General features: G+C 43.3%; 13 protein-coding genes. 3 read left to right on the top strand and 10 right to left on the bottom strand.

All coding sequences use genetic code 11. The features are described 5' to 3' along the window. Positions 1 to 61: 61 nt before the first annotated feature. The gene (locus tag JMW39_RS10815) at positions 62 to 739 is read right to left on the bottom strand and encodes a glutathione S-transferase family protein (protein ID WP_201546469.1); all 678 of its coding nucleotides are present in this window, start codon (positions 737 to 739) and stop codon (positions 62 to 64) included. A gap of 200 nt (positions 740 to 939) precedes the next feature. Here JMW39_RS10815 and JMW39_RS10810 point away from each other — a divergent pair, with 200 nt between their 5' ends. Beyond that, the gene (locus JMW39_RS10810) at positions 940 to 1,851 is read left to right on the top strand and encodes a LysR family transcriptional regulator (protein ID WP_201546468.1); all 912 of its coding nucleotides are present in this window, start codon (positions 940 to 942) and stop codon (positions 1,849 to 1,851) included. A 202-nt stretch (positions 1,852 to 2,053) separates the two neighbouring features. Here JMW39_RS10810 and JMW39_RS10805 read toward each other — a convergent pair whose 3' ends face one another. After that, positions 2,054 to 2,539 (bottom strand): hypothetical protein, encoded by a 486-nt coding sequence (locus JMW39_RS10805; protein WP_201546467.1) that lies wholly within the window; start codon positions 2,537 to 2,539, stop codon positions 2,054 to 2,056. Between the two features lie 255 nt (positions 2,540 to 2,794). Here JMW39_RS10805 and JMW39_RS10800 point away from each other — a divergent pair, with 255 nt between their 5' ends. After that, positions 2,795 to 3,469 carry a hypothetical protein gene (locus JMW39_RS10800; RefSeq protein ID WP_201546466.1) on the top strand — a complete coding sequence of 225 codons (675 nt, stop codon included), beginning with the start codon at positions 2,795 to 2,797 and terminating at the stop codon, positions 3,467 to 3,469. A 115-nt stretch (positions 3,470 to 3,584) separates the two neighbouring features. On the opposite strand, the gene JMW39_RS10795 is transcribed toward JMW39_RS10800, so the two are convergent. The 4 genes from JMW39_RS10795 to JMW39_RS10780 form a co-directional block, all read right to left on the bottom strand. Further along, entirely contained in the window at positions 3,585 to 4,328 is a 744-nt protein-coding gene (locus JMW39_RS10795) for a zinc-dependent peptidase (protein WP_201546465.1), read from the bottom strand. 90 nt (positions 4,329 to 4,418) lie between these two features. Continuing rightward, positions 4,419 to 5,411, bottom strand: a complete 993-nt coding sequence (gene rhuM / locus JMW39_RS10790) for a RhuM family protein (protein ID WP_201546464.1) — start codon at positions 5,409 to 5,411, stop codon at positions 4,419 to 4,421. 85 nt (positions 5,412 to 5,496) lie between these two features. Beyond that, a complete protein-coding gene (locus tag JMW39_RS13415; RefSeq protein WP_201546463.1) occupies positions 5,497 to 5,595 on the bottom strand; it encodes an AraC family transcriptional regulator in 99 nt (32 codons plus the stop codon). Between the two features lie 38 nt (positions 5,596 to 5,633). Continuing rightward, positions 5,634 to 6,584: an EamA family transporter gene (locus tag JMW39_RS10780; RefSeq protein ID WP_201546462.1), complete on the bottom strand. Its 951-nt coding sequence runs from the start codon at positions 6,582 to 6,584 to the stop codon at positions 5,634 to 5,636. A 285-nt stretch (positions 6,585 to 6,869) separates the two neighbouring features. Between JMW39_RS10780 and JMW39_RS10775 the strand changes: the two genes are divergently transcribed. Beyond that, on the top strand, positions 6,870 to 8,282 hold the full coding sequence (locus JMW39_RS10775; protein ID WP_201546461.1) for a PLP-dependent aminotransferase family protein: 1,413 nt from the start codon (positions 6,870 to 6,872) through the stop codon (positions 8,280 to 8,282). An 11-nt stretch (positions 8,283 to 8,293) separates the two neighbouring features. Here JMW39_RS10775 and JMW39_RS10770 read toward each other — a convergent pair whose 3' ends face one another. The 4 genes from JMW39_RS10770 to yghU all read right to left on the bottom strand — a co-directional run bounded on the left by JMW39_RS10770 (position 8,294) and on the right by yghU (position 14,514). Continuing rightward, entirely contained in the window at positions 8,294 to 9,538 is a 1,245-nt protein-coding gene (locus tag JMW39_RS10770) for a DUF819 domain-containing protein (protein ID WP_201546460.1), read from the bottom strand. A 254-nt stretch (positions 9,539 to 9,792) separates the two neighbouring features. Next, positions 9,793 to 11,469 carry a DEAD/DEAH box helicase gene (locus tag JMW39_RS10765; RefSeq protein WP_201546459.1) on the bottom strand — a complete coding sequence of 559 codons (1,677 nt, stop codon included), beginning with the start codon at positions 11,467 to 11,469 and terminating at the stop codon, positions 9,793 to 9,795. 599 nt (positions 11,470 to 12,068) lie between these two features. Further along, positions 12,069 to 13,361 carry a DUF1176 domain-containing protein gene (locus tag JMW39_RS10760; protein WP_227679493.1) on the bottom strand — a complete coding sequence of 431 codons (1,293 nt, stop codon included), beginning with the start codon at positions 13,359 to 13,361 and terminating at the stop codon, positions 12,069 to 12,071. A gap of 301 nt (positions 13,362 to 13,662) precedes the next feature. Then, positions 13,663 to 14,514, bottom strand: coding sequence for a glutathione-dependent disulfide-bond oxidoreductase (gene yghU / locus JMW39_RS10755; RefSeq protein WP_201546458.1), 852 nt, complete (start codon positions 14,512 to 14,514; stop codon positions 13,663 to 13,665). Between the last annotated feature and the right edge of the window lie 222 nt (positions 14,515 to 14,736).

Genomic DNA, 14,736 nt, shown 5'->3' with positions numbered 1-14,736 from the left:
GCAAATGATGCGTGGCATCACTGCTTTTATTGATATGGGCTGTATTTTATTCTTAGCTACATTATTTAGATTGGGTAGCTTGTATTTGAGCTTTCACGTGTTGCATAAATTTGGGCATATTTGCTAAGCGATCTGCCTCTATTTTTTGGGCAATGTCAGATTGACTCATCGTATCATTCCATTCTTTCATGCCGGGTATCTCTGCCAGCACATCCCAGTCAAGTTGGGTTGAGGCAAAGGCATTGACGATTGTGTTTACATAATGAACATAAATGTCAGCCATCGTGAACTGTTCGCCTGCAATCCAAGGTGAAAATTGACATAAGCGATTTAAAGCAATAATGCCTCGATTTAATAATTGGCGTACTTCTTCTTTGACGGCGTCAGGTGCGTTGGTACCTGAAAACACATAAGGAATCAGGCGGCGGCTTGGCAGTTCAAAATAGAGCTCCGATATTTTCATGATTTGACGGACAGTTGCACGCTCTGCCGCAGATTCAGGATAGAGCGGTATAGCAGGGTAGGTCTCTTCAATAAAATCACAAATAACACTCGATTCTGAAAGAGTAATGCCCTCATCTGTTGTGATAGCGGGTACTTTGCCCACTGGGCTGACGCGTAGTAATTCATCGCTACCAGCGAAAATAAGGTTTTCTTGGAATGGCAGTTCTTTATACAAAAGAGCATGTTTGACTATATTGTAATAGTTGCTCGCAGCAAAACCGTGCAAAGTAATCATAAATTATTATTCCGTTGTTAACGTGAAGGTTGTTTTTAGTTGTAATGCTCAAGCTAAACATATTATTCCTGTTTTTAATAGGGTGATATATAGCGTAAAATGTGGATCACTATTGCTTTTAAGACAATAATAGAGTCAAAATATCCAAATATTTATGTTTATATAATAATAATTGAATATTTATTGAATGGAGACAAGGATTGGATCAACTGCGTGCGATACGGTATTTTAGTAAAGTCGTCGAAACAGGCAGCTTTACTAAAGCGGCGAAGGTGTTCGATGTACCGCCATCCTCATTATCAAGACGCGTGTCGGATTTAGAAAAGAGTTTGGGTGCGACACTATTAAAGCGTTCGACTCGACTCGTTAAATTGACCGAAGTGGGTCAAGTTTACTATAACGATGTGCAGCACATATTGAATCAACTAGAGCAAAGCAAAGAGACGGTTCGTAGCTATCAGACAACACCAATAGGGCGTTTACGCATCAGCGCAATGGTGGGTTTTGGCGAGAAGATATTGCTGCCTTTGTTGGATGATTTTAGTGCGTTATATCCTCAAATTGTGCTCGATGTCAGTTTAAGTGATGAGCTATCAACACTTGGACGCGATGATGTCGATATTGCGATTCGCGGTGGCTACGCACCAAATGAGCGGGTAATTGCAAAACGTCTTATGGACAACAGTTTTATTCCTGTCGCGTCACCACATTATTTGGAAGCACATGGCGTGCCGAGTCATGCATTAGAATTAAGAGAACATAAGGGTCTTTATTTTAAGACGCCATTAGGAGTGACACCGTGGTTATGTCTTATGGATGATCAGTGGCATGACGTCTCAGGACCAGCGGTAGCGATTTCAAACAATGGACCATGGCTGGCAAGAAAAGCCTGCGCTGGCGACGGTATTTTAATGTCCACGAGATGGGCGTTGGCTGAATATCTTGAATCGGGCGCATTACAAGAGCTCAAGTTTGAGCATCCATTAGCAATCACTCAGAATTCTGACATGGCTGTTTATCTGTTATACCAAAAACAGCGTTACTCAGTGCCCAAAGTAAAAGCAGCAGTAGACTTTTTGTTAGAGAGAATAAAAGTAACCAATGAGTGTTAAAGGATAAAGTTATAAGATAGACCTTATTTAACATAATATACATTATGCGAAAACAAACCAGCGGTCTTAAGAGTTGAGTACGCAATATTTTTAATCTGTGAATCTTTCCATTCGTTTCTAGTAGAACTTAAATATCTATATCATTTATACCAACATTGAACCTCAATACTTTAAATATCAATACCAACATCTCAGATTTCAACTAACGACAATTCTTTAGCAAATACTCGCGTAAAGATTTGCCGTCTTCATCTAGAATGACATCTGTCACTTGGCAAGCCACTTCATTATCAATGCTCTTACATGACAATTCATAATATACAGCATTGCCTTGCGTTAAGCTGACTTGCACCAATCCTTGCGTGGTTACTGAAAACTGCTTATCTTGCTCATAGTCAGGATCTTGCGAACTCCATAACACATCATAACCAATGTGACATGACATTTGCTCTCTAGCAAAATAATCCTGCTCAAGTTGCATTGCCGCCTGTAACTCTTGGCTGCCATATTGCTGCAAAACCACCGGATAGTCCTGACCTTGATTATCCACATCTTGCTGGTACATATCAGCGATTGTCTTGACTTTCATGGCAAACGTCGTCTGCAAAGTCTCTGTTAGATTGGCGGTCGCAGCCATAGCAGAAAACCCTATGATTAATATCATGATAGAAAATACTGTTTTCTGCATGGCACTCTCCATCGGCTACGATATATTATGTATTATATTCACAAAAAGTCATATAAACTACTATCTTACTGCATAATTATGTGGATTAAGCTTTTCAAACAAAAAATCCGTTTACACAGCACCATTGTTAACTTTGAACAGTTATTAGTACTATTCATAAATAATCGCTATTTATAAGCAAACACCGATGTAAACCAGTAATTACCTAGGTTTCAAGTTATTCTAATTTTAATAAGCTACGATAAGGATATTTTTATGATGTCATCATCTCGTTTTAATATTTTTCAGTCAGGTTTGTATAAATTAACGACTGTTGCGTGCTTTGCTTCCATACTTGTTGCGACTGGCTGCTCATCTTCTGCTGATTCTAATGTCAGAATACCCAATCAGCAAAATGGTAGTACCTCAGCGCCCGTCATCTCTGACACCAGCCAGCAAACGCTCAGACAGCAGGCGTTGCGTATTCAGCGTGCGCTGGCAACTAATGACTTTGCTCGCATAACCAATGATATCCACCCGACTCGCGGCGTTCGTTTTTCCATGTATGCGTATGTGCGACCTGAGACTGATAAGGTCTTTAGCCGTGAACAATTCGCCCAATACCTACAACAGTCCAAAATCCGCTTTACTTGGGGTGATTTGGATGGTACTGGCGAGTTATTGGTCACGCCGCTACCGACGTATTTGGCGACTTGGGTTGATGCTAAAAAGTTTAACGATGCTCGCATAAAAACTAATGATTTTGAGTCTAGAGGTAATATGATTAATAACGTAAAGGATATTTACCCAAAGTCAGACGTGGTTGATTTTTATTATAAGGGTACGGACGAGTATGACGGTATGGATTGGCGTGGCATGCGCTTGGTATTTGATGACTATCAAGGCAAACGTTATTTAGTGGCTATCATCAATGACCAATGGACGGTTTAAAGCCATAAACAACTAGCACAGGGCAGTGTGATTAAATCGATACACTGCCCTTTTTATAACTTTTTTGCTTATATATTCATTATCTGACATAAATTATTAATATTGAAGCGTTTGATTAAAGTGGCGTTTGGCGAAAAAACTTCACCATTATGTCGTAAATATCAGGATAAGCATCGACCAGCTTTTGCGGCGTCTCAAAAAATACTTCACTGAGTACCGCAAAAAATTCCGCTGGATTGGTGGCACCATAACGATCAAGACCTGATTTATGATGGCTTTGAAAATCCTCAAAATCTCGCGTCATAATCTCTGTCCAGCGCGCCGGATCCATATCCGGTTGCAGCGGCGGAAAGCCATTGGCCCGACCATTTAGCATATCAAGCTTATGTACAAACTCATGAATGACAACGTTGTGACCATCGCGCTCACCTGAGTGTTTGGCATCCTTCCACGACAGAATGACGGGACCACGCAACCACGCTTCGCCGCTACGGTGCTGACTGCCCTCATGAACGATACCCAACTCATCCACGGTGGTGGTTTCGCTTTTGTAAGAACCCGGATAAATAATAATGGCCGACCAGCCAGCGTACCACTCAAGGCTTAAGTTTAAAATAGGCAGGCAAGCTTGTAAGGCGATAGATTGCTTGACCGCATCGGTAATCTCGAAACCCTGCGCGCCAGTAATCGACTTGTTAGCCAAAAATAACGTCGCCAGTTCAAACAGGCGTGTTAGCTCATTCTCGTTTAGTCTATCAAGTATCACAATACGCTCAGCGGCTTGCAGCCAGTCAGCCTGGGTAAATTCGCTGTTGTCCAATATGCGCTGCTCGCGCCAGTCTTTTATCATGCTAAACATATTGAATTTCCTTTAATTTTTTGTCGTTATACTGTGCTTTTTATTATTAGCGTTATGAGTATTACGTGGCACGGATGATAAGCCTACTTATTAACTCTCTAAAGACAGCATATTCATAATCAACTTAATCAAAGTTTCTTTTTGGTTGGGGTCAGATTCAGCGACCAATAAGGTTAATGCGGCAAGCCCCGTGTTATTAATAACCATGTCACCTTTATCATTGAGTAGTCGATTATTACGATGCAGAAAATCTACAAACAAAAAAGCGCCGCTGCGTTTATTGCCATCGGTAAAAGGATGGTTTTTGACCATAAAGTACAGCAGATGCGCCGCTTTACTCTCGATGGTTGGGTATGCAGGCTCGCCAAACACCGTTTGCTCTAAATTACCCAGTACACTGTCCAACCCATCACCGCGAGGCTTAGCAAATAGCTCGGTCGCCTCACCCCTATCTATCAGCTGTGCTTTCAAATCCGTCAGCGCTGCCATCGCCTCAGTCGGACTGGGTAAGATACCTCCGTCTTCCCCTGCAGGGTTATCAAGTAAACCTTCATCATAGCGCTGTAACCATAAGAATGTCTGTGTGTAACGGCTGATAATTTCAACCAAGCCGCGTCCTTCATCAGTTTTAAGCTCGGGACTTTGCGCGGTTTTTCTAATTAAATTTAACGCTTGTTGTAGCTCGCTTGAGTTTTTATCAAAGCGCTCTTGATTGAGCGTATAGCCTTGAACTAAGTATTCTCGTAAGCGCTGAGTTGCCCAGCGTCTAAACTGCACACCTTGGGGAGATTTAATGCGATACCCCACTGAGATAACCACATCTAAGTCATAAAAAGTCACAGGGCGATCAGAATTTGCAATATGCATTTTTTGCATATTGCTTTTTTCAGCGATCTCTTCATCATTGATGGCATTGGCAATATGACGCGAAATAACTGACTGGTCACGACCGAAAAGCTCGGTCATTTGTGCTTGTGACAGCCAAACAGTCTCTTGCTCAAAACGTACGTCTACCTGCGCCTTTCCATCAGCGCTTTCATATATCTCTACTTTTGCTGCTTTATCATTCGTAGCATCAGTCATCTTGGTTTTTCCTTAACTTAATATATACGCTTATGCTCACTTCATAAATCATACAGCGCCTGCATGACAGAGTACATAACAATAGCTACCCTGTGCTTGGAGTATCTCGCGGCGAATAACCAAAATGCTGCTTATAAATGCGTGCAAAGTAACCTTGGTCGCCATAACCGACTCTATGCGCCACTTCATCGATGGTATAGAGGTAATATCAGTTATTTACTACTATGCGTGAGCAGCCTTTCTTCCCAGTCCTACCTTCACATTAGCCAATATCAGTCCAGATAAAATGAGTATCATCGCTAGCATCTTCCACCACGTCACCACTTCCCCTAGGAATAGCACTGAAGTTGCCATACCGAATAAGGGCACCAGTAGAGCAAAAGGCATAACCTTGGAGGCGATATTTTGACTAAGCAGATGCGCCCACAGTCCAAAACCAATCAAGGTTGAGACATACACAATAAACCCAAGTGATAGCCAAGACTTGAAAGACGCCTGTGTGAATGTTGCAAGCGCCCATGCATCATTTTCAAATAGTAGAGAAGATAGAGTCAAAATCACGCAAGCGATTAGACCACCCCATACCACCAGTGCTAGCGCAGACAGCGCCGATGTTTTATTTGAAGCTTTGTTGTTGCTATTAACGGGCGCGGCAGTAGAGATTTTACTGGTACTCTGCTGCGTTGAGGCTTGTTTTGAAGCAATATTGCCAAAGCTCCAACCTATCGCTGCAATCAATATGCAGATAAAGCCAACAAAGGGCATATCACCACCAAGGTTTAGCGCAATCACACCCAGACCTAGCACACCGACCAGCATACCGATAATCTGCATGCGACTCACCGCTTCACCTAATATGACATACGCTAGCAAGACGGTGATGAAAATCTGGACTTGCAACAACAGCGCTGTCAATCCTGCCGATGCACCTAGGTGCATAGCGGTAAATACAAAGGCATACTGCATAACAAAAGTACCGATAGCATAGATAAATAAGGTACGGTTGAATTTGGGCGGTTTAAGGAATAAAACCAACGGCACAGCAGTAAAGAAAAAACGTAGAGCGGTTAACATCAATGGTGGAAAGCTTTCAAGCGCCCATGCAATAAAGGTAAAGTTTACACCCCATATAAAGGTAACCAATACGGCTAAAGCAATGTGGATTGGAGTCATAGGATTATCCTAAATAATGATTATTTATTGACATTAAATTGTTGTATTTGGACGTGATGGAATTGACCAGTATAAATACAACCTATGCCGTTATGCTGCCGTCAAAGTTTGCGGTTAAATTCATTCTGTCTACCATTCGTATGATTCTAACTATTGTTGATACACTCAACTATAGTTTAAATAGCCATAACAGACCCGATACAGTTTCACTAATGGTGAACAAAGTGTATAGTCGCTTTTAACGTTACAATTAATCATTACATTGAAGAGATAAGCACATTCATTATGGTCGAAACCTATACGCTTAATCCCAATTTAACCAAGACTGCCGCCGTCGCTGAATGGCTGCAGCAGCGTATTGACTGGCAGATTTACCTACCCAACCAACGCGTGCCCTCGGTGAGAAAGTTAGCGAAATTATTACATGTATCAAGCTTTACGGTGGTACAAGCTTATGAGCAATTGGTGGCTACCAGTGTGCTAATCGCTAAGCCCAGCTCGGGCTATTATGTCAATACGCAGGCAAATTTAGTTCAGCCGAATGATGATAAAAGAACGGTATTTAAGTACCCAGTAATAGATACGCGCTGGCTGATACAGCAAGTTTTTAGTGATATCCCGCATAATCGTTCGCCAGGGGTGGGAACATTACCGAGAGACTGGGTACGTAATGAGAAGATGGAATGGGCCATACGGCAGGTAACTCAGCAAGCTGATAGCTTTATTTATGATTATGGTAGTGTTCACGGCTATCTGCCGCTACGTCAGCAGCTGGTTCAACACCTGCATACACTGGGTATGCAAACTCATACTGACCATGTGATTACTACAGCTGGGGTATCGCAAGCTGTGACCATGGTTGCGCGGCTGCTTACTCAAGCTGGGGATACGGTGGTCGTTGATGGGCCGGGCTGGTATTGGCTATCGAGCTGCTTGCAACAACAAGGATTAAACGTCGTCTCTGTAGAACGTGACCATCAAGGGCCTAATATTGAGCAGATGCAAAAGCTGTTTGCGATGCATCGTCCTAAGCTCTATTTAACCAATAGCGTGCTGCATAATCCGACCTCTTGTAACCTGCATCCTGCGCGTGCGCACCAAGTACTTAACCTTATTCATGAGTACGATGCTTATATTTTTGAGGACGATTTATACGCTGCATTCGTACCGGGTGGTCAAGTGCTGCGTTATGCCAGCCTTGATCAGTTTGAACGGGTGTTTTATGCGACTGGGTTTTCAAAGTCAATGGCGTCAGGCTGGCGCGTCGGCATGTTGGTCTGTCCTGATAACTATATCGACGATGTATTGCGTATTAAAACCTTAAGCAATTCAAACACGCCAGAATTTGGCGAACGGGTTTGTCATCATTTATGGACGCATGGTGAATATCGCCGGCAGATTAAAAAAGTACAGCAGCATTTATATAGCGCTCATGAACGAATGCGCCAATCATTACCAAAGATAGGACTTACCTATCCTGAGCATACACAAGCAGGTATCTTTGTTTGGGTAGATACGGGGCAGGATACCAGCCAGCTGGCATTAGATGCCTATAACGAAGGTTGGCTGGTCGCACCAGGACAATTATTTTATCCCGATGCCCGCGCCTCAACCCATGTGCGCCTAAATGTATCAACAACTGGCGATGAGTTTTTGAAGTGGTTGGGTGATTATCTGAATAAAAGCTGTCAATACTGATAAAAATGCTATCACCCCACTACTAGCCGCATCATCTGCGTACTGATATAACCGCCAAAGGTGCCTACCGCATAGCCTAAAATACCCAAAAACACGCCAACTGGCGCGAGTGACGGGTGAAATGCAGTCGCGACAATCGGTGCCGATGACGCGCCGCCGGTATTGGCGTTGGAGCCGACCGCCAAAAAGAAAAACGGTGCACGGATCATTCTAGCTACCGCAAAAATAATCACGACGTGGATACTCATCCATAATAGACCAATTAATAGCAATCGCCACTGTGAGACAATACCGGCGAGATTGATTTGCATACCGATAGCAGCAATCAATATAAAGATAAATACCGTACCGAATTTGGAGGCACCAACATGGTCAAGACGGCGAATTTTGGTGAAAGAGAATATGACACCTATGATAGTAATAATCACCACCATCCAAAAGAATGCGCTGGCAAAGCTGTATTGTACGGCCCAACTATAAGGTGCAAAGAAACCTGCAATTTGCCCACCCACAAAATGTGCCACCCCAACCATGGCAAAACACAAGCCAAACATCACCATCAAATCATTTAAGGTCGCTGGACGCGCATGGTCACGCTCATAGCTTTCGACCGCGGCAATCACTTTATCAATACTACTGCTATCCGCCCGTAAAAACTTATCTATCTTAGCGCTATGCTTGGCCATGACCAAGATAGCTAGCAGCCATAACGACGCATTAGTGGTATCGACCAAGATCATCATGCCAAATAAATCATCGCTGACGCCAAATAGTTCTTTCATCGCCGCTTGGTTGGCGGCGCCGCCAATCCAACTACCCGCGACCGCTGAAAATCCGCGCCACAGGGTATCGTCGGTAAACATCTCAGGCGATATCCACTTAGCGATACCTAAACTGATTGGACCACTAATGATGATAGCGATACTGGCAGCAAAAAACATCGCAATGGCTTTCCAACCTAAGCCTAAGATTTTAGGGACATCCATCGATAAGGTCATTAGTAGCAAACTGGCGGGCAACAGATAGGTAGCGGTAAAGCCATAAATCTGTGAGCCGATCCCATCAGCAAAGACACCTAAACTATTGAGGGTTGCCGGTATAAAGCAGCACAGCACAATACCCGGCAATACCGCATAAGAACGGCGCCAAAACTTACCTGGCAATGCTTGGGTATAAAAAACCAAGCCGATAATAGCCATAATGATGCCAAACGCTAATGGCAGACTGTCAATTGCTAAATGAGAGATGTCGGGCATCAGATGGCTCCGCAGCACACGATGAATAAAAGCCTGTCAGTATAGACAAGGCGAAAAAGACGTGCAAGCAACGATCTTGCATTGTTGATTTTTTATCGATGTTTTATTATTGAAATGAAATAGAGCCGCCTTACTATAAAACCATGACGCACAAAAAAGCCAGATAACAAGTATCTGGCTTTTTAATGCTAAGTTAATTGGTTAGATCAATGATTTTAATAAAACATCATTATTAACCAGTAACAATAACAATATTACGAGTTGTTACTACGGTTACCGCCGCTTGAACGACCTTGACCACGGCTGTCAGCACGACCAGCTGGGCGACCTTGGCTGCCACTTGGACGACCACGACCCGTTGCAGCACGCTCACCGCGTGGAACGCCAGTGCTATCACCACGGCTAGGAGCACCAGTGCGTTTGCCTTGGTATGGCTTGCCACCTGAACGCTCATTTGGTTTGCCAGATGAATCACGTGGCTTACCTTGATAACCGCTATCATTGCTAGCGCGTTGACCAGTCGGTGCGCTGTCGCTTGAACGACCACGAGCATTAGCAGGATTGCCTTGATAGCCACCGCTTGAACGACCACGGCCTTGACCATTACCACCGCCACTTGAGCGACCGCGACCGCGACCACGACCATTACCTTTGTTTTCGCTAGGTACATAAGTCTTCTTAGGCTCCATGCCTTCGATGACCGATACTTCCATTTTGCGATCTAAATAACGGTTGATAGCGTTTAGCTGTGGACGATCATCCATGCTACATAAGCTGATAGCAATACCAGTACGACCGGCACGGCCACAACGACCGATACGATGCACGTAGTCTTCTGTTTGACGTGGCAAGTCATAGTTAATTACGTGCGATAGTGCTGGCACGTCAAGACCACGAGCAGCAACGTCAGTCGCTACTAAGATTTTACATTTACCATTACGCAAGTCTTGAACGATACGGTTACGCTTGCTTTGTGGCAAGTCACCATGTAGGAAGCTGGCTTTATGGCCTTGCTCTTGTAGAGATTTGGCTAATTTTTCAGTACTACGTTTGGTTGCAGCAAAGATGATGACTTGTTCCATCTCTTTATCGCAAACAATTTTGTCAAGCAAACGGTTTTTATGATCAAAATCGTCACAGTAATACACTTTTTCTTCGATGTGTGCTGATTCAACTTTGATTGAAACACGCTCAGGGTTTTTGGTGAAGCTAGCAGCAATCTTGCCAACAGGACCATCCCAAGTTGCTGAACACATAATCGTCTGACGATCAGTCGGTGCAGCACGCAAGATGTCACTGATATCATCAGCAAAACCCATGTCTAGCATACGGTCAGCTTCATCAAGTACCAATATTTCAAGGCTTGATAAATCAACGCGACCGGCATTGATATGGTCAAGTAAACGACCAGGGGTCGCAACAATCACTTGAACGCCTTTTTTCAAAGCCGTAATCTGACCGTTGTAAGGTGCGCCGCCTACTAATGGCACACAGAACAAACCGCGCATGTCTTTAGAATACGTACGCACACTGTCATGTACTTGCTGAGCAAGTTCACGCGTTGGCGTTAGGATAAGAGCTTTGGTTAATTTGTCAAAGCTAGTGGCACGGCTTAAACGGTCAAGTACTGGGATAACAAATGCCGCCGTTTTACCACTACCGGTTTGCGCTGACAATAATAAGTCGCGACCCGCTAGAGCAAAAGGAATGGCTTGTTCTTGAATAGGTGTTGGGTGGGTATAACCACTGCGATCAAGCGCGGTCAAAATTGGCTTGGCAATATTAAGTTCAGCAAAAGTGATTTTGTTTTCTTCAGCAGCGTCAGTAGTAGCCGCTTGATTATTAGTATCGGTATTTGCAGTTGTGTTTGGGGTATCAGTGCTTTCGATGATGCCGTTTTCAGCGGCGATAGCAGATAAGATGTCAGTCATAGTAATCCTTGGTAAGTATAAGCTGCTGTAAATTCAGCAAGCTTGATGCATACCACTGATAACCGTTCACCACGCTGCATTTATAAAATAATTGTCTTACCCTAAAAAGGTTTAACAATCAAAATCCAAGCTTATAAAGCTTGTCAATGTTATAAAGGCGTTCGTGCTGTCTGACGTATTTTGGTGGTAGTGCCGAGTGTCTCATCCTTGTTTGCTAAAAGCGCATTATCTATGCTTTGTCCAAAGCAGATAAAGGCTGGTAACAACCAATCTAGCCCATATATGGGTCAGTAGATAAGATATGAGTCAAAAATAACGTGTTTTTCAATATGTATATGAAGGGTTATTTAAGTACACAAAATCATCGGCAACAATTACTTATGGTCATCCTAGACCCAAAATCGCAGGCGATGTTATCAATCTCATAATTCACGCTAGTCTATGCTAACGTGGCGACGCAGTATAGCACAACAAAACGCTAAGCTGTAGCTATTTTTCTATTTACTAGTAAAATATTCAGTATAAGCGCTAATATATGTTTAAAAGCTGATGTTAAACCTAGCGTTTAAGCAAGCTAAAGCTTTAAGAAAATTTAATGATTAACGTGACACTTTTACTTCCGTTACATAGGTTGGCAATTGCCAAGCACCGCCTGCCTCTATCAAGCGGCACATGCCTGTGGTGCTTTCATGGCTTTTTTCAAAGGCTCGGCCCGTCCATACCCAGTCAGTTTTAGATAAGCAGTCGCCAATCCCGCGGCCTTTTTGCACCGAGGTCAATTTGCCATTGCTATAGTCTGTCGCACTGGTCGTTACCAAGGTTGGCTGATAAGGCTTAGTGTCATTAAGCACCCAAACACCCGTGCCGGCATTATAAGCGCCGGTCCAGCAATCATGCTGAGCGAGCAGCTGCTTATTATTCAGACGACTGACCCGCCAAGATGAGCTATCCGTTAAGTTTGGGCAGTCGCTTTCTACATCTCTCATGGTGCTTTTCATCAGCTCTGATAACTGTGATGAACGCATGGCAAATTTTTTCTTACTGACAGAGATGGCTTTAGGGTTGGGCATTACCATTCTTAATGACAGTGCCGCTTGTGGTGACAAGACATTGCTACTAGATTTGCTAGAACTACCAGTACGGATAAAGGCGCTCGATGTCCCTTCTCGGCCCTGTGCTTCATCGGCTTTAAGCATGACGGCGCTGGCACCTTTGTCCGATAGCTGCCAGCGCGTGTTGCGAATCACTAGCTCAACCTTGCTTGATTTGGTTAACGCCTCAAGTAGCGCGCTTACCTGCGCTGAGGTTAGCTCTGCATGACCTCCTGATACTGAGTAAGGTTTGGTTTCTCCGTAATCTCTATCGTTAATAAACAAGGATATACGATGACGATTGCCAAGCTGCATCAGTGCCTTGGCAGAGCTTTCTTTAGCGCCGCCAAGTTTTACCTTGCCATCGACTGTCGCATTGGCTCCTGCACGGCGTACCAATAATACAGATACGGGTAAATCACTATTGTTCTCTGCTTGGTAACCTGCCAGCCGGCACGTACGGGTATTATCACAAGCTACTTGCCAGTCTTGGTTACTAAAATCAACAGCCGCGCCAGCCAGCGCCGTTGAACTAAATAAAGTCGTGCTAATGGCTGCAAATAAAGGTAATAAAATTTTCTTTGTCATCAATAAGGGTATCTTTTTTGTTTTTATAGGGTTTGTTGTGCGATGAGCGTTATATGTTAAGAGATTGGATTTTTTATGGCGCTGTTGATTGACATTGCTATTGGTACTACCACTATTGCGACTACCACTACCATAGTTAGCATAACCAAAATCAACCAACATCTCACTCGCTAAAGGTGATGATGCATGCGTCGTCTTATTATCATCCTTCATAATCATTACTCATTAATAGAATAAATATCAACACCTGCCCATTAAGGCGGTGGCTGCTATCTTAACGTACCAATGTTTCTATCTGTTATACTAATGTACCATTATGTAAAGATGCAAGTATAGTACCGATTCAATATATGGATATATATATTTGTAATAAAGAATATAACAAGCAAAAGGTTAATAAGCAAATTTCCTATTAAACTTTTTATTGAGCTATATGATGAGCGAGCTATCGTCAATAATCGTTGAGATAGACAGCTTAAAATACAGGCTTAAGTAATGAGATTCAGTAATGGGCTTAAACAATAGGCTCAAGCACTAAATCTACCGCGCGTTTAACCGCTGGACGCTCAGCAATTTTTTGTGCCCAACACTTTACATGCTTATAATCATCTACTTGTAAGAACTCGCCAGCATCATAAAGCTTGCCCAGTACCAGTTGACCATACCATGCCCAGATAATCATATCGGCAATATTATAGTCAGACTCGTCATTGCCACACATATACTCATGGTGTTCGAGATGAGTATCCAAGACATCAAGCTGGCGTTTGACCTCCATGGCATAGCGGTTGATAGGATATTCCATCGGCTCAGGGGCATAGGCGTAAAAATGCCCAAAGCCACCACCTAAGAAAGGCGCACTGCCCATCTGCCACATGAGCCAAGAGAGACACTCTGCCCGCGCTTTGTTTTGCGAGCCATCAGCAGGCGGCACAAACTTGCCAAACTTTTCGGCTAAATATAACAAGATAGCACCCGACTCAAAAAGCGCAATAGGCTCACCGTCTTCAGTGTCAGCATCATAGTCAACCAGCGCAGGGATTTTAGAGTTGGGGTTGATAGCCACAAATCCTGAACCAAACTGATCGCCCTCAGAGATATCGATTTCATAGGCATCGTACTCAGCGCCTTTAATATTAAGCTCGGCAAGCTCTTCTAACAAAATGTTTACTTTAACGCCATTGGGTGTATTCAATGAATACAGCTGTAAAGGCGCATCACCAACAGGCAGTTTCTGCTCATGGCGGGCACCAGCCGTTGGTCTATTGATAGTGGCGAACTTGCCGCCATTTTCTTTATCTTGGGTCCATACTTTAGGTGGGGTATATGCGCTGGTCTTGTTTGATTGATTATTGTCATTACTCATAAGATTACCTGCTTTTTTGTCGTTTTATTATTGGTTGTTTGAGTGCTCTTTAATAACTGAAGTCTTTGCTAGCTGTATTTCCACTTATGTTTCTGCAAAAAACTTCCTATTAAAACCGTTCTGCTTTATCGGTTTTTACTAGATAGCCACCTACTATAGCGAAGATTAAAGCTTTGATTAAAGCCCTGTCTTGTAACCTGTTTTTCAAGAGCGGCTAATTGG

The sequence above is a fragment of the Psychrobacter immobilis genome, from assembly GCF_904846175.1.
Classification (GTDB): Bacteria; Pseudomonadota; Gammaproteobacteria; order Pseudomonadales; family Moraxellaceae; genus Psychrobacter; species Psychrobacter immobilis_E.
Note: the sequence above shows the minus strand (reverse complement) of the source record. Positions and strands in the feature narration are given on the sequence as shown.

Coding starts and splice junctions, on each gene's coding strand:
- JMW39_RS10765 (WP_201546459.1), bottom strand. CDS start 11,469: ATGACTGACATCTTATCTGCTATCGCCGCTGAAAACGGCATCATCGAA.
- JMW39_RS10800 (WP_201546466.1), top strand. CDS start 2,795: ATGATGTCATCATCTCGTTTTAATATTTTTCAGTCAGGTTTGTATAAA.
- JMW39_RS10770 (WP_201546460.1), bottom strand. CDS start 9,538: ATGCCCGACATCTCTCATTTAGCAATTGACAGTCTGCCATTAGCGTTT.
- JMW39_RS10805 (WP_201546467.1), bottom strand. CDS start 2,539: ATGCAGAAAACAGTATTTTCTATCATGATATTAATCATAGGGTTTTCT.
- JMW39_RS10760 (WP_227679493.1), bottom strand. CDS start 13,361: ATGAAGGATGATAATAAGACGACGCATGCATCATCACCTTTAGCGAGT.
- JMW39_RS10780 (WP_201546462.1), bottom strand. CDS start 6,584: ATGACTCCAATCCACATTGCTTTAGCCGTATTGGTTACCTTTATATGG.
- rhuM (WP_201546464.1), bottom strand. CDS start 5,411: ATGACTGATGCTACGAATGATAAAGCAGCAAAAGTAGAGATATATGAA.
- yghU (WP_201546458.1), bottom strand. CDS start 14,514: ATGAGTAATGACAATAATCAATCAAACAAGACCAGCGCATATACCCCA.
- JMW39_RS10815 (WP_201546469.1), bottom strand. CDS start 739: ATGATTACTTTGCACGGTTTTGCTGCGAGCAACTATTACAATATAGTC.
- JMW39_RS10795 (WP_201546465.1), bottom strand. CDS start 4,328: ATGTTTAGCATGATAAAAGACTGGCGCGAGCAGCGCATATTGGACAAC.
- JMW39_RS10775 (WP_201546461.1), top strand. CDS start 6,870: ATGGTCGAAACCTATACGCTTAATCCCAATTTAACCAAGACTGCCGCC.